Origin of the sequence: Neotamlana laminarinivorans (assembly GCF_020523925.1) — a bacterium.
GTDB classification, from domain to species: domain Bacteria; phylum Bacteroidota; class Bacteroidia; order Flavobacteriales; family Flavobacteriaceae; genus Neotamlana; species Neotamlana laminarinivorans.
The window spans coordinates 256,790-279,244 of record NZ_JAJAPW010000002.1; the positions used below are offsets into that span (position 1 = coordinate 256,790).

Here is a 22,455-nt window from a genome sequence, read left to right on the forward strand (position 1 = left end):
ACACAAATTTTGTATTATTTATTAAAGCTTAACCTAATATTTATAGCTTTATTGTTATCTTTTTTTAGTTTTTCTCAAAATAAAACTATTGAGGGTAAACTTTACAATAGATATGGGCAACCCATTAACGGAAGTTTGTTAATTAAAAAAATAAAATCCCCACAAACCATTATAGAATATCATTTAATTCGTAATGGCAAATTTTCTTATAGACTGAAAAACAATTACCAAGAAAACCTTATTTTAGAAATTACCTCGATTGGATATCAATCATACTCAGAGGTAATTAACATTAAAAAAAGTTCTTCTACTATTTATGTAAATGCACAACTACTTAAATCTGAAATTACAGAACTAGAGGAAGTAGTTGTTAAAGGAAAAAAACGCCCATACAAAATAAAGAATGACACTATAGAATATGATGTAGAAGCCTATAAAAGTGGCACTGAAAGAAAAGTTGAGGATTTACTAAAAAACCTACCTGGTATTGAGGTAGATAATAAAACAGGAAAAATAAAATACAATGGAAAACCAATAGAAACTGTTATGTTGGAAGGTGATAATTTATTTGGATATAATTACACCTTAGGCACAAAAAATATAAATATAGATATCGTACAATCTGTTGAAGCTATAGAAAACTATTCTGAGAATAAATTACTAAAAGGTATTGAAAATAGTGAAAAAGTAGCTTTAAATTTAAAATTAAAGTCAGATAAATTAGATTTTTCTGGAGGCTTAGATATTAATGGAGGACACTCTAATGATAAACTAAGATCAAATTCATCGACAAACTTGTTAGCAATAAATAAGTTTTTCAAGTCTTTTGGAATAATGTCATTCAATAATATTGGAATAAACACCTCTCCCTTTGATTTCTTAAACCCAACAGACAATTTAGAATACATCAAAGAATTAAATTATAAGGCTAACAAAATTATTCCGGAGACTCTATTTTCAAACTCCTTAGACGAAAACCGCACAAATATAAATAATCTCTTTTTTAGTAATTATAATGCCATTTTTAACTTTAATGAGTCATTAAAAGCTAAAACAAACCTTTATTACTCAAAAAATACAATAAATAATTTTGAAAACACATTAAATTCTTACTCTATAGGCGATAATCAATTTAAAACTTACGATAATAAAGTCTTTTCTGCTACTCCAGAATATTATAGAGGCGATTTAAAGCTAGATTACTATCCATCAAAAAATTCTATATTAGAATATAAATTAAGCTTAAGAGAGGAAGAGATAAAAACTAATAGCTCCATCAATTCAAATATAAGAGATAATACTACTTTTAATATAAAATCAGATAATGTATTTATTCTACAAAACGCCCTTTATACGAAAAAACTATCAAGGAAGAAAGTATTACAAGTAAATTTAGTTAGTTCTACAAATTCAGTTAAACAAAATTTAACACTCACTCCCTCTTTGTATGATGGAAACTCGGATGAACAAAAAATTGCTTTAAAAAAGGAATTTTTCAAATTTAAATCAACCCTTTTAGGATCTGAATCATCACATAAATATAAGTTTTCTGTTGGCGGTAATATTAGTAAAAATCCATTAAAAACTGATTTTATAAGTTTAAACAATAGTGACACAACTATAAACGGGATAAACCAAATTGATTACAAAACAAAAGAAATTTATGCTTTAGCAGAAGACGCTTTAAAAATTAAGCATTTTACTATAAAACCCAATGTTAAATTACGCTATTTAAACCAAACAATTTTAGATAGAGTTACAAAAAATTCTGAATTGATTAATAATATTATATTTGAGCCTTCTTTAAGGTTATCATATCAAATCAATAGAAACTCTAATATTCAAACTAATTATTCCTTAAACAAAAAAACAAATAACATTAGTTGGCTTTTTAATAATGACATTCTTATAAACAATAGAAGTATATTAAAAAGCGAATCAAACTTACGTTTACAAAAAAATGAAAATTTCAACCTATCATACTCTAACACTAACTTATTTAGCCAGTTACAATTGCGTATTGGAATTCATTACAACAAACAAAAAGGTAACTACTTTGCAAACTCCCTAATTAACGAGAACATTGTAATAACAAACTATTTTTTTCTTAATGAAAACACCGAGACATTTGATTTTAATATATATTTCGCAAAATATATTCCTTTTCTAAAGCTTAATATAAAAACTAATTCATTTTATTCCATAAACAATTACAAAAACATCATAAACAACTCTAATTTAAGAAGCAACAAATCATACTTACTAACTAATGAAATATTTTTAAAAACAGCTTTTAAAAGTAATTTTAACTTTGAAAATGAAACCATATTAAAAAGTAATAAAACTATAAGCGAGTATAAATTCAGTAACTATTATTTACAAAACAAATTTCGCTTAATTTATCAACCTTCAAATAAATTTATATCATCGCTAACACTAGATCATTTTATTCCAGATTTAAATGAACAAGTATCTAATATAGCTTTAATTGATTCAAGAATTTCATATATTATTAAAAAAAATTGGGAGATTAACTTAACTGCCAACAACCTCACAAATGTAAAGACATTTACCACTATACAAAACAATGACACTTCAACAAATTCATACTCAGTAGGCTTATTACAAAGGTATTTTATTTTAGGACTTAGTTGGACTTTTTAAAGTTTACTGAATTATTTTGGCAGAAAATAAAAAGGGGAAAATCCACCTAAAAGTTTCAACTCCCCATTTTAAAATTTGAATAATAGCATTATTATGACACATTAAATTTAAAGAGGTCACTTTTATTTTTTCAACAAAAACAATAGTTCCTCATTTTATTTTTAAAGCATTATATTTGCAGAAAATTAGCAAACCTATTCATGGGCAAATTAGTAATAGTAGGTACAATAGCTTTTGATGCTATTGAAACACCTTTCGGTAAAACCGATAAAATTCTTGGTGGAGCAGCAACTTTTATTGGTCTTGCAGCTTCAACTTTTGGCGTAGATGCCACAGCCGTGTCTATTGTTGGAGACGATTTTCCAGAAGATTATTTAAAATTACTTTCAGATAAAAACATAGATTTAGCTGGAGTAGAAATTGTAAAAGGCGGTAAAACCTTTTTCTGGAGCGGACGCTACCATAACGATATGAACTCTCGCGACACTTTAGTTACAGAACTTAACACTTTAGCAGACTTTAACCCTGTGGTTCCAGAAAACTATAAAGATGCCGAAGTTGTTATGCTTGGAAATTTACATCCTTTAGTGCAAGCAAGTGTTTTAGACCAAATGACAACAAAACCTAAACTTGTTATTTTAGACACCATGAATTTCTGGATGGATTCTGCTCTAGAGGATTTACACAATACTATTAAACGTGTTGATGTTATAACCATAAACGATGAAGAAGCACGACAGTTAACTGGTGAATACTCATTAGTAGTTGCAGCAAGAAAAATTCATGAAATGGGACCTAAATACGTTGTAATTAAAAAAGGTGAACATGGCGCTTTATTATTTCACAATAACGAAGTGTTTTATGCTCCCGCTTTACCTTTAGAAAAGGTTTTCGACCCAACTGGAGCTGGAGACACATTTGCTGGTGGTTTTGCTGGTTATATTGCTAAAACCGGAGACACCTCTTTCGAGAACATGAAAAAAGCAGTAATTTATGGTTCAACACTAGCCTCTTTTTGTGTAGAAAAATTTGGAACAGAGCGTATGCTTAAATTATCTAACGATGAAATTCATAAGCGTCTGCTGCAATTTAAAGACCTAACACAATTTGAAATAGAATTATAATAACTTAACGCGCTCTAAAAGAGTGCGTTTTTATTTTAACCCAATAACGTAATAAAAAATTGTTTTTTCGACAAAAACAAAAATTCATAATTTAAGTATGAGTGATTTCTTAAAACACGAATGTGGCATAGCCATGATAAGGCTATTAAAACCGTTAGAGTATTACAAAGAAAAATATGGTAGTGCATTTTATGGCGTTAATAAAATGTACCTCATGATGGAAAAACAACACAATCGTGGTCAAGACGGTGCAGGTTTTGCAAGTATAAAACTAGACACAAAACCAGGGCAACGTTACATAAGTAGAGTGCGCTCCATAGCTCAACAGCCCATTCAGGATATTTTTGGACAAATTAACGATAGAATAAACAACGAATTAAAATTACATCCAGAATATTTAGACGATGTTGCGGCACAAAAAAAGAACATCCCATACATTGGTGAAGTTTTATTAGGCCATGTTCGTTATGGTACTTTTGGTAAAAACAGCGTAGAAAGCGTACACCCGTTCTTACGCCAAAATAACTGGATGCACAGAAACTTAATTATGGCAGGTAACTTTAACATGACAAATGTTAAAGAACTTTTTGACAACCTCATACAACTAGGTCAACACCCTAAAGATTATACAGATACCATTACTATAATGGAAAAAATCGGTCATTTTTTAGACGATGCTGTAAGTAAAATCTATAAAGATTTAAAAAAGGAAGGTTACAACAAACAAGAAGCCTCACCATTAATTGCAAAACGTTTAAAAGTTGGTAAAATATTAAAGCGTGCTGCAAAAAATTGGGATGGCGGTTACGCTATGGCAGGTTTAATAGGTCATGGTGACGCCTTTGTTTTACGCGACCCCGCAGGTATTCGTCCTGCCTATTATTACAAAGATGATGAAGTAGTGGTTATAGCTTCAGAGCGTCCAGTTATTCAAACCGTGTTTAATGTAAAGTTTGATGATGTAAAAGAATTACAACCAGGACAAGCCATTATTACCAAAAAATCAGGAGAAGTAAGACTTAAACAAATATTACCACCTCTAGAGAAAAAAGCTTGTTCTTTTGAGCGTATTTATTTTTCTCGTGGAAGTGATGCCGAAATTTATAAAGAACGAAAAACATTAGGTAAACTTGTTATGCCTAAGGTTCTTGAAGCTATAAATAACGATACTAAAAACACCGTGTTTTCTTATATTCCAAATACAGCGGAAACATCGTTTTTAGGGATGATTGAAACTGCTGAAAAACATATTAATGAGAAAAAAACAGAAGCCATATTAAATGGGCAACGTTCTATTTCTGCAGAAAAGGTAACAGAAATTTTATCGGAACGCCCACGTATTGAAAAAATAGCAAATAAAGACGTAAAACTTAGAACCTTTATTACAGAAGATAGTAGTAGAGATGATTTAGTAGCACACGTTTACGATATAACCTACGGTGTTGTAAAACCAAACGACAACCTTGTTATAATAGATGACAGTATTGTTAGAGGGACAACCTTAAAGAAAAGTATTTTAAAAATGCTTGACAGGCTTAACCCTAAAAAAATAATTGTAGTGTCTTCTGCTCCGCAAATACGATATCCAGATTGTTACGGTATAGATATGGCTAACCTTGAAGGCTTAATTGCATTTCAAGCTGCATTAGCTTTACTTAAAGAAAATAATAAATACAGTATTGTAGAAGAGGTTTATAAAAAATGCTTAGACCAAACACATCTAGAAGATAAAGAGGTTGTAAATTTTGTTAAAGAATTATACGACCCTTTTACTGATGAGCAAATTTCTGATAAAATCTCTGAATTACTAAGTGACGAAAGTATAAATGCCGAGGTTAAAATCATTTTTCAATCTGTTGAAAACTTACATAAAGCCTGTCCAGAACATTTAGGTGATTGGTATTTTACAGGAAATTATCCAACTGTTGGAGGTAATCGTGTTGTTAACAGAGCTTTTATAAACTTTTACGAAGGCAACAAAGAACGAGCTTATTAATTAATTTATCTATAAAAAAACGCCTATAAACGGATAAATCTGTATTTCATCTAAAAATAGTTAGATTTAGTTAAATTAGAAATAAATTAGTACCACCATAACATAAGTAGGTTAAGTTCATGGTAGATTTGGGGCAAAAAAAGGTGAACTTCTGTTCGCCTTTTTTTATTTTATCTTATCACTTTTTTTAGTCTCAAAACCATTGATCAGCCATTTAACTTCAACTCGTTTAAGCTAATTTATATGCGCTTTAACTAATATATTTTACAGGAAGATTTTACAATTATATTTTTAAAAAACCATAACATAAGTAGGTTAAGTTTATGGTAGATTTGGGGCAAAAAGGTGAACATTCTTGTTCACCTTTTTCATTTTAAAAAACTAACTAATTCTAAACTAACCTCTATTTTTATTTTTTTATTATCTGCGATTTATCACTTAAACCTTCTACATTAATTTTAGGGTTACCATAAACGTACACATTACTTCTACCTTTAGCATAAAGAGTTAAGTCTTTATTTGAGTAAATGTATATATCAGAATTATTCGAACCATTTATTTTAGCATGTGTAACATTTAAATCTTTTGCTTTAATATCTGTAGAACCTGTTGCTATTAAGTTTAAATTTTCACAATTACCTTCAATATTCATGTCTGCATGATCGTTTATCGTTAAATCGAAATTTGTTGTTGAAATACTTCCTTTAATTAAAGCCCTCTCATTTAAACTCATTAAAACATCTTCACCTCTATAAATAATTTTACCATCCGAGTTTCCTTGCATATTTATTGCTAGATATTTAGAAGATAAATCTAAATTAAATTTAGAATTGCTAGATGTTGATATTGTTAACGAATCGGACTCTATTAAATTTTGACTTTCTAATTTCGAACCTTCAGATAGATTAATTTGATTTATTTGTGCAGATGTTAAACTAATTTCTATTTTTTTTGATGATGTAATATTATGTGTAGTATATAATTTTAAAAGACTATCTACAACTTCAATTTTTATAACATCAACTAAGTTCGAATCTGTTTTTAATCTAAAACCAGCACTCCCTGTTTGCATTAAAGATACTTTTAACTCATCGGCAATCTCTAATTTTGAAAATCGAGGCAAGCTTTCGTAAACCTCAATAACCTCTTTATTTCCTTTTATCTTTTCTTTTTTTTGACCAAATGCTAAACCTACAAATAACATTGTAATAAAAAGTAAGTATTTTTTCATTGTTGCGATTTTAATGGATTTTTAAATAGAGCGGTTATATAAAAGAATTATAACCGCTCGAATTAATTAGTAATCTTGCTATTAACAGTCTTACTTTTTATTTGAGTGTGTGTGTTTATATTTTACAAACCTAAAACTTTTGTATTTACAACTTTTAGACACAGCTAAAATTAAAAGTCACTATTGGGCAAAAAAAAACGCCTAAACTTTAATTTAGGCGTTTTAAAATTGTTATGTTTTTAAGCTTATTTAGCCTCAGCGTAACGCTTTTCTACTTCGTTCCAGTTAATTACTTTAAAGAAAGCATCGATATAATCTGGACGACGGTTTTGATAATTTAAATAGTAAGCATGCTCCCATACATCTAAACCTAAAATTGGTGTACCTCCACAACCAACTCCTGGCATTAATGGATTGTCTTGGTTTGGTGTAGAACAAACTTCTACTTTACCACCTTTGTGCACACATAACCAAGCCCATCCAGAACCAAATTGTGTTGCAGCAGCTTTACTAAAAGCTTCAATAAAGGCTTCTTTAGAGCCAAATTCTGCTTCAATAGCATCTTTTAATTCTCCAGATAAAACACCTTTTCCTTCTGGGTTCATTACTTCCCAAAATAAACAGTGGTTGTAGTAACCACCACCGTTATTTCTTACAGCTCCGTTACTTAAGTCTAATCCTGTTAAAATATCTTCAATAGATTTTCCTTCTAAATCTGTACCTTCAATAGCAGCATTTAATTTAGTAGTATACCCGTTATGGTGTTTTGTATGATGTATTTCCATGGTACGTGCATCAATATTTGGTTCTAAAGCATCGTACGCATATCCTAGTTTCGGTAATTCGAAAGCCATAATTTTTAGTTTTAAATTATTAATATTTAATTTCATTCAAATTTACACATAAAAGCGGGTAATAAAAAATAATATATTGTTATGAAATCATTGATAGTTTTTATCTTGTATGCAAATTACCTTTATGCAAAATAAACCAACTTTTACAATATATAATGCCTCGGCAGGAAGCGGTAAAACCTTCACTCTAGTAAAAGCGTATTTAAAAATATTGCTGGCATCAAACAATTTATTTTTGTTTAAAAATATTTTGGCCATAACTTTTACTAACAAAGCTGTGGCCGAAATGAAAGAGCGTATTATAAATACGCTTAAACAGTTTGCAGATAATACCATTTTAACCCAGCCAAACGATATGTTTCTGGCTATTCAAAATGAATTAAACATAGACCAAAATACTTTACACGAAAAAGCAAAGAAAATATTAAACCACATTATGCACAATTATGCTGCTTTCGATATTTCAACTATCGATGGGTTTACACATCACATAATTAGAACCTTTGCTTACGATTTAAAATTACCCTTAAATTTTGAAGTTGAATTAGACCAAAACAGCCTTTTAAATGAAGCTGTAGACAGTCTTATTGCTAAAGCTGGAACAAATAAAGCGTTAACCCAAATTTTAGTTGATTTTGCCATTGAAAAAGTAGACGATGATAAAAGTGGCGATGTTAGCTTCGATTTTAATAAAATTGCAAAACTACTTGTAAATGAAAATGATGCAGAATATGTAACACAGCTTAACAATAAAACTTTTGATGATTTTAAAACTTTAAAAAATCAATTAATAAAAGATATAAAATCTACCGAAGAACTAATAGTTGAAGCTGCAAAAAACCTATTATTTATTTTTGATGAAATGGGACTACAGATTACCGATTTTAATGGTAAATATTTACCCAATCATCTTGAAAAATTAGCAAACAAAAATTTTAATGTAGGCTTTGAAGCTAAATGGCAACAAAACATTGAAACCGAAAGACTTTATCCAAAACGTGTTAGTGACGACATTGCTGCTTCAATAGATAGTTTGCAACCCGAAATAGCCTCGGTATTTAATAAAACTAAGCAGGCTATTTATAAAATAAAATTCTTAAAAAACTTCTACAAAAACATAACACCGCTATCGGTTTTAAGTGCTATAAACAAAGAGTTAACAGAACTTAAGGAAGAGCAAAACAAAATGCTAATTTCAGAATTTAACACCTTAATTAGCAAAGAAATAAAAAAACAACCTACACCTTTTATTTACGAGCGTTTGGGAGATAAATTCAACCATTTTTTTATAGACGAGTTTCAAGACACCTCTACCATGCAATGGGAAAATTTATTACCATTAATTGGCAACTCGTTAGCTACCCAAGTTGGCAGTAGCATGCTAGTTGGCGATGCTAAACAAGCCATATACCGTTGGCGCGGTGGTAAAGCTGAACAATTTATCGATTTATTTAATAAAACTAATAAGCCATTCCCGTTTATAAATCAAAACGTTGAGAAACTCCCGAATAATTTTAGAAGCTACAAAGAAATAGTAAGTTTTAATAACGGTTTTTTTAATTACTTAGCTACACAAACCTTTAGCAACCCCGTTTATAGCGAACTTTTTAGTAACGCACATCAAGATATTAGAATAGATAACTCAGGTTATGTAGAACTGAATTTTCTAGATATATTGAAAGATGATGACAGAGACGAAGTTTTCGGTAATGAAGTTTTAAATACCATAAACAATTGTTTAAAAAACGGTTACAGCCAAAGTGATATTTGTGTTTTAGTTAGAAAAGGAAAAGAAGAAAGAGCATTAGCAAAGTTTTTGGCCAAAGAAAAACACCTTAAAATTATTTCAGCAGACGGTTTATTAATTCATAATTCACCCGAAGTTGTTTTTATAAATAACATGTTCTGGTTATTACTTCAACCAAAAAATAAAGAAATAAAAATTGCCATTTTAAACTTTTTATCAGATCATTTTAATATTGAAAACAAACACGAATTTTATACAAACCATATTAACCTAGAAAGCACAGAATTCTTTGAAGGTTTCGAAAAATTTAACATTTATATAAACAGCAAACAGCTTATTGAATTACCACTTTACGATTTAGCAGAAACTATTGTAAGAAGTTTTAATTTAGTTGAAAACTCTAACGCTTACATTCAATTTTACTTAGATGTTGTTTTAGATTTCTCTCAGAAAAAAGGATCAGATATTTCAGCTTTTTTAGAGTATTTCGATAAGAAAAAAGACAATTTAAGCGTAGTATCGCCCAAGGGGCAAAACGCTATTCAAATCATGACCATTCATAAATCTAAAGGATTAGAATTTCCGGTAGTTATTTTCCCTTACGCAGATTTAAACATCTATGAAGATATAGAGCCTAAAGAATGGTATAAACTTGATGCAGAAAAATATAACGGATTTACACACACCTTACTAAATTACAATAAAGATTTTGAATATTTTGGAGAAGAAGGCTATAATATTTATAACCGCCATCAAGCGGAATTGGAGTTAGACAGCATTAACCTATTATACGTAACATTAACACGACCTGTTGAGCAACTTTATATAATTTCTAAAAAAGATATTAATGCAAAGGGGGAAGTTAATATTAAAAATCATTCAGGTTTATTTATAAGCTATTTGCAACATCTAGATTTATGGAACGATTCGCAATTATTATATTCATTCGGAGACAAATCTAAAACATCTATACACAAGGAAGAGCTAGACTCAACTATCGAGCAACGTTTTATTTCAACCGCAAAAGAAGACCATAATATTAAAGTGGTTACCAAATCGGGCTTACTTTGGGATACCACCCAACAAGAAGCTATAGAAAAAGGGAATTTAGTGCACGATATTATGGCTAAAATAAAAATTATTGATGATGTTGATTCTGTTTTAAACGAGTTTATAAAAGCTTCAACCATAACTAAAAACCAAGCAGAATATTTAAAGTCTGATATTTTAAAAATTATCAATCATCCGCAGCTAGCACAATATTTTAACTCCAATTCAACTATTTTTAACGAACGTGATATTATTGATAAATACGGAACTATTTTACGACCAGATAGGATAGTTATAAATTCGCAAAACGAAGCTACTATTATAGATTACAAAACGGGTGGCGAAAACAAAAAACATCAACAACAATTACAACTTTATCAAGATGTTTTAGAGGATATGAATTTTAAAGTAAATGAAAAAATTCTAGTCTACATAAACCAAGATATAAACGTAACCGTTATTTAAAACCCAAAACTATGTACGGAGAAATTAAAGAATATTTAAAAGGAGAACTTAAAGACATAAAAAACAACGGACTTTTTAAAGAAGAACGTATAATAACATCAGCTCAAGGTGCCGAAATAACATTAAACACAGGCGAAACTGTTTTAAACTTTTGCGCCAATAATTATTTAGGCTTATCGTCGCACCCAGAAGTAATTCAAGCTGCAAAAGATGCTATGGACACACACGGATTCGGGATGAGTTCGGTAAGATTTATTTGTGGAACACAAGATATTCACAAAGAATTAGAAGAAAAAATAGCTCATTTTTATCAAACCGAAGATACTATATTGTATGCTGCAGCTTTCGATGCTAATGGTGGTGTTTTTGAGCCCCTTTTATCTAAAGAAGACGCCATAATTTCAGATTCACTTAACCATGCCTCTATTATTGATGGTGTTCGCCTTTGTAAAGCGGCACGTTACCGCTACCAAAATAATGATATGGCAGATTTAGAAAAACAACTTCTTGAAGCCAATAAAAACGGAGCTCGTTTTAAAATAATTGTAACCGATGGTGTATTTTCTATGGATGGATTAGTTGCTCCATTAGATAAAATTTGTGATTTAGCCGATAAATATGACGCTCTAGTAATGATTGATGAATGTCACGCCGCTGGATTTATTGGCAAAACCGGACGCGGAACACTTGAAGAAAAAAACGTATTAAACCGAATAGATATTATTACCGGAACACTAGGTAAAGCATTAGGAGGTGCAATGGGCGGCTATACAACCGGCAAAAAAGAAATTATCGAAATGTTACGCCAACGCTCCAGGCCTTATTTGTTTTCAAATTCATTAGCTCCGGCTATTGTTGGCGCATCAATTAAAGTATTCGATATGCTTGAAAACAACACTGAACTTCGTGACACTTTAGAATGGAACGCCAATTACTTTAAAAAAAGTATGAAAACAGCTGGTTTCAATATAATTGATGGAGATTCTGCAATAGTTCCAGTAATGCTTTACGACGCACAATTATCTCAAAAAATGGCTAATATGCTTTTAAAAGAGGGTATTTACGTAATAGGTTTCTTTTTTCCTGTAGTGCCTAAAGAAAAAGCAAGAATTCGCGTACAATTATCAGCCGCCCATACAAAAAAACACGTAGATAAAGCAATTAAAGCCTTTATAAACGTTGGTAAAGCTCTAAATATAATTGAATAACCATTAATAAAAACGTATAATTGCCTGTTTTTAGGTATTTTTTTTATATTTGTTTTGTTAATTACTTTTAACAACTTACTTTTGTTCACAATTAACACTTAAAAATTAAACTTTTGAATATGAAAAATCTTAGCAGATTATTATTAGCTATGTTGCTAGTTCTTGGTTATAGCAATGCTAATGCGCAAGACCAAAACAATCCTTGGCAAATTACTATTGGAGCAAACGCTGTAGATGCTTATCCTTCTGGAGATGGTGTTGTAGGTAATGCTCAATTTGGTGAAACTATTTTTGATGAATACTTCAATGCAGCAGATCACTGGAATATTTTACCTTCTTTATCAACTATTTCTGTATCTAGATACATTAACAATGGTTTCTCATTAGGTGTTACTGGATCATTAAATAAAATTGAAAACTGGGGTGACGTTGTAGGTTCTGATCCTGAAGAGGTTAATTCTGTTTCAGATTTATCATACTATGCCTTAGACGGTACAATTAAATACAACTTTTTAGAAGGTACTACTATTGATCCTTACTTAGGAGTTGGTGGTGGATACACTTGGATTGACGATATCGGTGCTGGTACTTTAAACGGAACTGTTGGTTTAAACGTATGGTTTACTGAAAACATTGGTTTAACATTACAGTCTTCTTACAAGCATGCTTTCGAAGATTACTTACAAACTCATTTTCAACATACAGCTGGTATCTCAATTAGGTTTGGTGGTACTGATACTGATGGTGATGGTATTTATGATAAAGATGATGCTTGTCCAGAAGTTGCTGGTTTAGAAGCTTTCAATGGTTGTCCTGATACTGATGGTGATGGTATTGAAGACTCTAAAGATGATTGTCCTAATGAAGCTGGTTTAGCTGAGTTAAACGGTTGTCCTGATTCTGACGGTGACGGTGTTGCTGATAAAGATGATAACTGTCCTACTGTTGCTGGTTTAGCTGCTTTAGCTGGTTGTCCAGATGCTGACGGTGACGGTGTAACTGACGCTGACGATGCTTGTCCAGATGTTGCTGGTCCTGCTGCTAACAAAGGTTGTCCATGGCCAGATACTGATGGTGACGGTGTATTAGATAAAGATGACAAATGTCCTGAAGTTAAAGGTACTGTTGCTAACGCTGGTTGTCCTGAAGTAACTGAAGAAGTTCAAAAAACTTTAAACGAATACGCTAAAACTATCTTATTCGATACAGGTAAAGCAACTATAAAATCTCAATCTGAGGCTGTATTAGGTGATATTATCGGTATATTAAAAGAATACCCAACTGCTAAATTTACAGTTGAAGGTCATACTGATAGCGTAGGTAGCGAAAAATTAAACCAAAGATTATCTGATTCTCGTGCAAACTCTGTAAAAGAATACTTAGTAAGCCATGGTATTGATGCATTCAGATTATCCGCTCTTGGTTACGGTGAGTCTAAACCAATTGATACTAACAAAACTAGAGCTGGTAGAGCTAACAACAGACGTGTAGAAATTAACTTAGTAAAATAATTTTACTGATTTAATTCTTGAAATAAGTTTTATAAAAACGCATCGGGTTTCCGATGCGTTTTTTATTTTTATACTATGACGACTTTTATATTTGATGTTTTAATCGACCTGCAAACAAGTAAAATTGACATTGCAAACACAACCTTTATCTTACCAAGTAAACGTGCTGGTTTATTTTTAAAACACCAAATACCGAAAGTTGTAGGTAAAACTATATTCGCTCCTGAAATTTTAAGTATCGAGGAATTCGTTGGCGAACTATCAGGTTTAAAAACCATAACCAATACAGAACTACTTTTTAATTTTTATACAACCTATTGCGAATTAACACCCGATAAACAACGGGATTCGTTTGAAACTTTTGCTAAATGGGCACAAATTTTATTGCAAGATTTTAATGAAATTGATCGTTACTTAATTCCTCAAGAAAGGATTTTTAATTATTTAAGCGCAATTAAGGAAATTGAAAGCGATCATTGGTCTGTAAGTGAAAACAAAAGTGATTTTATAAAAAACTATATAAATTTTTGGAACAAGTTATACACTTACTACAAAAGCTACACAGAATTATTAATTAGTAAAAACATAGGTTATCAAGGTTTAGTTTACAGAGAGGCTGTTAATAATTTTGAAACCTATTTACAACAAAATTCAAATAAACAACATGTGTTTTTAGGATTCAATGCTTTGAATACTGCTGAAGAAACCTTAATACAAAAATTATTAGAACTAAACCAAGCCAAAATTTATTGGGACACAGATGCTGCTTTTATCAATACTAAGAACCATGATGCTAGTTTATTTATAAATCAACATAAAAAAAACTGGAAACACTTTAAAAACAACCCTTTTAAATGGATAAAAGATAATTATACTCAGCAAAAAAACATCTCGCTTTTTGCAGTTCCAAAAAATATTGGCCAAGCAAAATATGTAGGATCTATTTTAGAAAAACTGAAAGAAACAAACAATAATCTTGAGAATACCGCTGTGGTTTTAGGTGACGAAAATTTATTGATTCCTGTTTTAAATTCATTACCTGAGAGTTTAAATGAATTAAACATTACAATGGGTTTTCCATTAAAATCAATTCCTTTAGCTTCAATATTCGAGAATTTATTTCATCTTCATAAAAAAGCTAGTAATGATTTTTATTATAAAGACGTTATTAAAATACTATCTCATCAATTTATAAAACCACTATTTTATTTTAATGATGTTGACTATGCTGCAAAAATTATTGAAACTATAGACAGTAACAATATTATATTTATCAATAAAGATAGATTATTAACAATAAGCGAATCAAAATTCGATGCTGTAATTAATATGCTATTCTCCAACTGGATGAATAACCCAACAACTGCACTAAACAATTGTTCAGAGTTAATTCATATTATAAAAAATCATCTTAATTTAGATAAAACACAGAATACGTTAAGCTTAGAATATTTATTTCGATTTAACGAACTATTTAACGAACTAACAAGATTAAATAACGATTACAGCCACATAAAAGACATATCGGCGCTTTACAGCATTTATAAAGAACTTTTAAGCAGCAATACACTCGATTTTCAAGGAGAACCATTACAAGGCTTACAGCTTATGGGTATGTTAGAGTCTCGTGTTTTAGATTTTGAAACTGTAATAATAACCTCGGTTAACGAAGGCGTACTTCCTTCAGGAAAAAGCAATAATTCTTTTATTCCGTTTGATGTTAGAGTTGAAAATAAATTACCTACGTACAAAGAAAAAGACGCCGTTTACACCTATCACTTTTATCATTTATTACATCGCGCAAAAAACGTGTATATTCTTTATAATACAGAACAAGACGTTTTAACTGGAGGTGAAAAAAGCCGCTTAATAACACAACTTGAACTTGAAAATATTCATGAGCTTAAAAAACATGTAGTTGCGCCAAATGTTCCTGTAATTCCAGAAAAACTAACAGTTGTAAAAAAAACAGAAGCGCTTACAAAATCTATTTTAAAAGTAGCTGAAGATGGTTTTTCACCCTCATCTTTAACTAATTATATTCGTAATCCAATTGATTTTTATTATCAAAAAATATTAAAAATTAAAGAGCACAACGATGTTGAGGAAACCGTTGCAGCAAATACGTTAGGTACAGTTGTACATAATACTTTAGAAGATTTTTATAAACCTCTAATTAATCAGTTTTTATCGGTTGAAATCATTCAAAATCTAAAGAAAAACATTGACAAACGCGTTACATTTCACTTTAAAAATGAATATAAAGAAGGTGACATTACTAAGGGCAAAAACCTAATTATTTTTGAGATTGCTAAACGCTATGTTTTAAACTTTCTAGATTTAGAAATAAAAGAACTAAAGTCTGGAAAAAAAATAAAAATTATAGCTATTGAAGCCGATAATAACGTTAAAATAGATATTCCAGAACTAAACCAACCTGTTAACCTTAGAGGAAAGGTTGATAGAGTTGATGAGTGCAATTGCGTTACAAGAATTATAGACTACAAAACAGGTAAAGTAGATCAAGGTCAAGTTGAAATTATTAATTGGGATGATTTAAATACCGATTATAAAAAATACAGTAAAAGTTTCCAGATACTTTGTTATGCTTATATGATGGCTAAATCACAACCATTAAAATTCCCAATTGAAGCTGGTATAGTTTCATTTAAAAATTTAAGCGCTGGTTTATTAAAATTTTCTACAAAACCATCAACCCATTCTAGAAAAAAAGACAGTTTAATTACAGAAGATACACTTTTAGAATTTTCAAAACAACTAAAACAACTTGTTTTAGAAATTTGTAATCCAGAGGTAGATTTTACCGAAAAAGAAGTTTAATTATGGAAATTATTAAAAATATTGCTGTTGAAGGCATTCATGGAAAACCTATTGTAACCGATGTGTTTTTCAATAAAAATACTACCAAAAAACCTGTTATTATATTTTGCCACGGTTATAAAGGTTTTAAAGATTGGGGTGCATGGAATTTAATGGCGGATAACATAGCTACAGCTAATGTGTTTTTTATAAAATTTAATTTTTCGCATAATGGCGGTACTTTGGAGCAACCTATAGATTTCCCAGATTTAGAAGCCTTTGGAAATAATAACTACACCAAAGAATTAGACGACTTAAAATCGGTTATCGATTGGCTATTTAACAACGAAGATTTTAAAAATGAAGCCGACTTAAGCCAAATTACCTTACTCGGTCACAGTCGAGCTGGAGGTATTGTAACCATTAAAGCAGAAGAAGATACCAGGATAACAAAGGTAATCTCCTTAGCAGGAGTTGCAGATTATGGCAAACGCAGCTCTACAACAGGCGATTTAGAAGAGTGGCAAAAGGATGGTGTAAAATACATTATAAACGGCCGTACAAAACAAAAAATGCCACATTACATACAGTTTTATGAAGATTTTATTCAAAATGAAGAACGCCTAACTATAAAACGAGCTGTGAGTCAATTAAAAATTCCTTATTTAATTATTCATGGTGATAACGATACTAGCGTTTCTATAAATGAAGCATATAACCTAAAAAAATGGCAGCCTAACAGCGAACTTAAAGTTATAAACAACGCAAATCATGTTTTTGGCGCGAGCCACCCTTGGACAAACAAGGAACTCTCTAACCATTTAAACCAAGTTATAAAAGCCGTTTTAAACTTCATAAAAAACTAGAACACTAGTGATATATGGGAAATAAAGGGTTGTGTACAAAATCATAAATTAAAGATGTTTCAACATTTTTTACACTTTTTAAAGCTGTAAGTTTATCCATCACGAAATTTCTCAAATGATCTTTATCTGTAACAGCAACATGTAATAAAAAATCGCTATTACTAGCCATATGATATGTATTTACAATCTCCTTATTATCCTTAAGAGCCAATTTAAAATTTTCAACAACTTCTTTAGAGTGGCGTTTAAGCTTAACAGCTATAATAGCTTGAATATTTACACCTAAGTACGACGAATTAACAAAAGAATGAAAACCTAAAAATATTTTCTTTTTATTCAATTTTCGCATTCTTTCAGAACAGGTAGACTCTGCAATGCCAACTTCTAAGGCAATTTCTTTATTCGTTAGTCTTGCATTCTTCTGTAAAAGGTTAATTATTTTCTCATCAACCTCATCTAATTCGGATAAATTACTATTATTTCGAATACTTTTCACTTCAAATTAATTTTAAAAATTTTTATTTACATTTAGCAGCTAATTTACAAATTAAATTCACCACATAAAGTATTGTGCTTTTTATAATTCAAGACAACACATACTTTTCATTAAAATGTTTTGTAAATTTATTAGCATACCAACCACTAAATATTCACCTAAAAAATAGCATAAAATTAAAAACAGATAAACTCAATGTGTACAACTAAAAAATTAGAATTTATGGAAGAAGCTGTAAATGCAGCTTTAAAAGGAATGAATAATAATGAAGGAGGACCTTTTGGTTGTATTGTAGTAAAAGATGGAAAAATTGTTGGCCGTGGTAACAATAAAGTAACTTCTACAAACGACCCCACAGCCCATGCCGAAGTAACTGCTATTAGAGATGCTTGTAAAAATTTAAATTCTTTTCAGCTCGACGGTTGTGAAATTTACACCTCTTGCGAACCTTGCCCTATGTGTTTAGGTGCAATTTACTGGGCAAGACCCGATAAAGTGTATTACGGCAGTAGCCAAAGTGATGCCGCTGCTATTGGCTTTGATGATGAATTTATTTACAAAGAAATTCCTTTACCATACGAAGAACGTAGCATACAATTTATTCAAGTAGGCCGCGATGTTGCCTTAAAACCATTTAATGAGTGGGCTAAAAAAGAAGATAAAACAGAATATTAATACCAATCATCATGATAGAGTTCATACTTAATAATAAAATAATTAGGACATCGCAAAACACAGGCATGACCTTACTTGATTATGTGCGGTATGAAAAAAACCTCAGCGGCACCAAAATAGGGTGTCGTGAAGGCGATTGTGGTGCGTGCACCGTATTGGTTGGGAGCACTACAAATGCTGGAAATGTAGAATATAAAAGCATTACCTCTTGTATTTCTCCGTTGGGGAATGCACATGGAAAACACGTTGTAACGGTTGAAGGCACCAATTTAAAGGAAAAACTTACCGTAGTTCAACAAGCCATGAAAGACAACTATGCTACCCAATGTGGCTTTTGTACTCCTGGATTTGTAATGGCCTTAACTGGTTTTTCAATGTCTAATGTCGAAAAAAATAGCACCAATGCTTTAAATGCCATTAGCGGAAATATTTGCAGATGTACAGGTTATAAATCTATCAAAAATGCTGCAGAAAGTGTTTGCCAAAAATTGGATTATGATAAAGATGGAATGCCTTTAGATTGGCTTATTGAAAACGAATTTATACCTGAATATTTTAAAAATATTCATGAAAAACTTTCAGCTTTAAACACAAAAACGGTAAATCAAAACAACGGAAAAGTAGTTTCTGGCGGAACCGATTTATATGTACAACAGGCCGACAATTTAATGGATAATTCGGTTAACCTTATTTCAAATAATGAACATTTAAAAGGCATAAAAATTAATCAAGGCATTTGTACAATTGGATCAAATTCAACAGTTACAGATCTTTGGAACCACACTGAATTAAACCAATATTTTCCCAATCTAAGGCAACATTTAAAATTAGTTTCATCGGAACAAATCCGTAACATGGCCTCTTTTGGTGGTAACATTGTAAATGCTTCTCCAATTGGAGACATGAGCATATTCTTTTTAGCATTAAATAGCAATATCACTTTAATCAATAAAGAAAATACCGAAAGAACCATAGCCTTAAAAGATTTTTATAAAGGCTACAAAACTTACGATTTAAAAGAAGGAGAACTTATTAAAAGTATTCATTTTAAACTTCCTTCTAAAAAATCGCTATTCAATTTTGAAAAAGTTTGCAAACGCCAGCATTTAGATATTGCAAGTGTCAATGCTGCCATTCAAATTGAAGTAAAAGACAATTTCATAACCAATGCACAAGTTTCCATTGGTGGTGTATTTGCTTTTCCTAAATACTTAGAAGAAACAAGTGCTTTTTTAAAAGGAAAGGAATTAACTGAAACTTTAATTATTGAAGCAAACACCATACTTCAAAAAGAAATTTCACCAATAAGTGATGTTCGAGGCACCAGTGATTACAAAAGATTATTAGCAAGACAATTATTCTATTCACATTTTATCGAATTATTTCCAGATACCTTTTCACTAAATAATTTTGTTCAACATGCATAAAGTCAAAACAAATAACGAGCTAAATGCTAAGAAAATTGAGGTTTTTGACGCATTAAAGAAAAGTGTAAAAAATATTGACTCGAACACACATCTTAGAGGCGAGTCTATTTATGTAGATGATATTAATATTAGGCAAGGCACTTTTTTTGCCGTAGTTTTTGATGCTCCTGTAGCGCACGGAAAAATTAAAAGTATAGATTATTCAAAAGCTGAAGCTGTAGCAGGTGTTGAACGCATTTTTACTTACAAAGATATTCCTGGAGAAAACCAAATTGGTGGTATTTTACCCGACGAACCTTTATTTGCAAAAGAAGAGATTCACTTTTGGGGAATGCCAATAGCACTTATTGTTGCCGAATCTGAATTTATTGCCCGAAAAGCGCGGGCTTTAATAACTATTGATATTGAAGAGCTTCCAGTTATTACCACTGCTAAAGAAGCTAAAGAAAAAAACAGTTTTATTAATGCTCCAAGATCTTTTGGTTTAGGAAATGCAGATAAAGCTTTTAAAGATTGTGACTATGTTTTTGAAGGAGAAACATTTTCCAACGGACAAGAACATTTATATATTGAAACTCAAGGATCGTATGTAGAACCTTTAGAGAATGGCAACCTCAAAGTTATTTCTTCCACACAAGGACCAACAGCTGTGCAAAAAGCCATTTCAAAAGTTTTGGGTTTACCCATGCACAAAATTGAAATTGATGTTACACGATTAGGAGGTGGTTTTGGTGGTAAAGAAGATCAGGCTAATCCTTGGGCGGCAATGACAGCTTTAGCGGCATATTTACTAAATCAATCTGTAAAATTAATTTTAAATAGGCACGACGATTTAAGGATGACCGGAAAACGCCATCCTTACGAAAGCACATTTAAAATTGGCTTAACTAAAAATTTAAAAATACAAGCCTATAAGGTTGAGTTTTTACAAAACTCTGGAGCTGCGGCAGACTTATCGCCTGCCATTGCAGAACGTACGTTGTTTCATGCTACAAACAGTTATTTTATACCTAATGTAGCTACAACGGTATACAGTTGCAAAACAAATTTACCACCTAATACCGCCTTTCGTGGTTTTGGAGGACCACAAGGCATGTTCGTTATCGAATCGGCCATTGCAAAAGCTGCCTCAGAACTCGGTATAGCTCCAAGAAAAATTCAAGAAGCTAATTTGTTTCAAGAAAATGATGTGTTTTCTTATGGACAAATAGCCAAACAAGTAGAAGCAAAAAATACATGGAATGCCGCTAAAAATATTTTTAATGTTGAAGCTTTAGAGCAAAACATAAAAGAATTCAATGCATCGAGCTCCAATTTAAAAAAAGGACTGGCTTTAATGCCAATTACTTTTGGAATTTCGTTTACCAATACCATGATGAACCACGCCAGAGCATTGGTACATATTTATCAAGATGGAAGCGTTGGTATAAGTACTGCTGCTGTAGAAATGGGACAAGGCGTAAACACCAAACTCCTTCAAATTGCAGCACAGTTTTTTTCTATTCATCCTGAAAAAATAAAAATAGAAAGCACCAACACAACCCGTGTGGCCAATACATCACCTTCGGCCGCAAGTTCTACTGCCGATCTAAATGGAAAAGCACTGGCTAAAGCTTGTGAAGCATTATTAAGCAGATTAAAAAATATTGTTACCGAAGAGTTCAATGCTTCAAAAGAAACCATTCAATTAAAAGATGAATTTGTTTATATAAACAATGAAAAAACAGCTTTAACATGGAATGAGTTAATCAACAAAGCTATGATGAAGCGTGTGGCTTTAACCGAAAATGCTCATTACGCTACGCCAGTAATTCATTTTGATAAAACAAAAGAAAAAGGTCATCCTTTTGCATATCATGTTTACGGTACTGCTGTTTTTACTGCTACTGTTGATTGTGTGCGTGGAACTTACGAATTTGACGATGTAAAAATTGTTCATGATTATGGAAAAAGCATGAGCCAAGGTATTGATTTGGGCCAAGTTGAAGGTGCATTAATTCAAGGTATTGGATGGATGACTATGGAAGAAATTGCTTTTAACAAAAAAGGAAAACTACTTTCAAATTCATTATCTACTTATAAAGTACCCGACATTTTTTCAATTCCTAAAAACATAGATATTCTTCCTTTGGAAACAGAAGGTAATGAAATGGCCATTCTAAAATCTAAAGCTGTTGGTGAACCGCCATTAATGTATGGTATTGGCGCTTATTTCGCCATTCAAAATGCCATAAAAGCATTCAACCCAAATTATAAATTAAAGTTTCACGCTCCAATGACACCTGAAAAAGTGTTAACGAGCCTATACGCTAACTAATTAC

General features: G+C 31.1%; 14 protein-coding genes. 11 read left to right on the plus strand and 3 right to left on the minus strand.

The features are described 5' to 3' along the window. Positions 1-9 precede the first annotated feature (9 nt). The 3 genes from LG649_RS04925 to LG649_RS04935 all read left to right on the plus strand — a co-directional run bounded on the left by LG649_RS04925 (position 10) and on the right by LG649_RS04935 (position 5,784). Positions 10-2,664, plus strand: coding sequence for a hypothetical protein (locus tag LG649_RS04925; RefSeq protein WP_226541707.1), 2,655 nt, complete (start codon positions 10-12; stop codon positions 2,662-2,664). 200 nt (positions 2,665-2,864) lie between these two features. Next, positions 2,865-3,788, plus strand: a complete 924-nt coding sequence (locus tag LG649_RS04930) for a PfkB family carbohydrate kinase (protein ID WP_226541717.1) — start codon at positions 2,865-2,867, stop codon at positions 3,786-3,788. A gap of 97 nt (positions 3,789-3,885) precedes the next feature. Then, positions 3,886-5,784 (plus strand): amidophosphoribosyltransferase, encoded by a 1,899-nt coding sequence (locus LG649_RS04935; RefSeq protein WP_226541719.1) that lies wholly within the window; start codon positions 3,886-3,888, stop codon positions 5,782-5,784. A gap of 409 nt (positions 5,785-6,193) precedes the next feature. On the opposite strand, the gene LG649_RS04940 is transcribed toward LG649_RS04935, so the two are convergent. Together LG649_RS04940 and LG649_RS04945 are read right to left on the minus strand one after the other, a co-directional pair. After that, complete coding sequence (locus tag LG649_RS04940; protein WP_226541721.1) at positions 6,194-7,015, minus strand: GIN domain-containing protein; 822 nt, start codon at positions 7,013-7,015, stop codon at positions 6,194-6,196. 245 nt (positions 7,016-7,260) lie between these two features. After that, complete coding sequence (locus tag LG649_RS04945; RefSeq protein WP_226541723.1) at positions 7,261-7,869, minus strand: superoxide dismutase; 609 nt, start codon at positions 7,867-7,869, stop codon at positions 7,261-7,263. A 124-nt stretch (positions 7,870-7,993) separates the two neighbouring features. Between LG649_RS04945 and LG649_RS04950 the strand changes: the two genes are divergently transcribed. From LG649_RS04950 to LG649_RS04970, 5 genes are all read left to right on the plus strand, one after another. Further along, positions 7,994-11,131 (plus strand): UvrD-helicase domain-containing protein, encoded by a 3,138-nt coding sequence (locus tag LG649_RS04950; protein ID WP_226541724.1) that lies wholly within the window; start codon positions 7,994-7,996, stop codon positions 11,129-11,131. A gap of 11 nt (positions 11,132-11,142) precedes the next feature. Then, on the plus strand, positions 11,143-12,339 hold the full coding sequence (kbl, locus tag LG649_RS04955; protein ID WP_226541726.1) for a glycine C-acetyltransferase: 1,197 nt from the start codon (positions 11,143-11,145) through the stop codon (positions 12,337-12,339). A 119-nt stretch (positions 12,340-12,458) separates the two neighbouring features. Further along, a complete protein-coding gene (locus LG649_RS04960) occupies positions 12,459-13,850 on the plus strand; it encodes an OmpA family protein (protein ID WP_226541728.1) in 1,392 nt (463 codons plus the stop codon). Positions 13,851-13,925: 75 nt separating this feature from the next. After that, positions 13,926-16,691, plus strand: coding sequence for a PD-(D/E)XK nuclease family protein (locus LG649_RS04965; protein WP_226541730.1), 2,766 nt, complete (start codon positions 13,926-13,928; stop codon positions 16,689-16,691). Between the two features lie 2 nt (positions 16,692-16,693). Continuing rightward, positions 16,694-17,536: an alpha/beta hydrolase family protein gene (locus tag LG649_RS04970; RefSeq protein ID WP_226541732.1), complete on the plus strand. Its 843-nt coding sequence runs from the start codon at positions 16,694-16,696 to the stop codon at positions 17,534-17,536. A 4-nt stretch (positions 17,537-17,540) separates the two neighbouring features. On the opposite strand, the gene LG649_RS04975 is transcribed toward LG649_RS04970, so the two are convergent. After that, positions 17,541-18,032 (minus strand): Lrp/AsnC family transcriptional regulator, encoded by a 492-nt coding sequence (locus LG649_RS04975; RefSeq protein WP_226541734.1) that lies wholly within the window; start codon positions 18,030-18,032, stop codon positions 17,541-17,543. A gap of 195 nt (positions 18,033-18,227) precedes the next feature. On the opposite strand from LG649_RS04975, the gene LG649_RS04980 reads away from it, so the two are divergent. Genes LG649_RS04980 through LG649_RS04990 form a run of 3 tightly spaced genes read left to right on the plus strand, consistent with a single transcriptional unit; the run spans position 18,228 to position 22,451 of the window. Beyond that, complete coding sequence (locus tag LG649_RS04980) at positions 18,228-18,707, plus strand: nucleoside deaminase (RefSeq protein ID WP_226541735.1); 480 nt, start codon at positions 18,228-18,230, stop codon at positions 18,705-18,707. 11 nt (positions 18,708-18,718) lie between these two features. Continuing rightward, complete coding sequence (locus LG649_RS04985) at positions 18,719-20,134, plus strand: FAD binding domain-containing protein (RefSeq protein WP_226541737.1); 1,416 nt, start codon at positions 18,719-18,721, stop codon at positions 20,132-20,134. Next, positions 20,127-22,451, plus strand: coding sequence for a xanthine dehydrogenase molybdopterin binding subunit (locus LG649_RS04990; protein ID WP_226541739.1), 2,325 nt, complete (start codon positions 20,127-20,129; stop codon positions 22,449-22,451). Before LG649_RS04985 ends, LG649_RS04990 begins: the two co-directional genes overlap by 8 nt. The last annotated feature ends 4 nt before the right edge of the window (positions 22,452-22,455 follow it).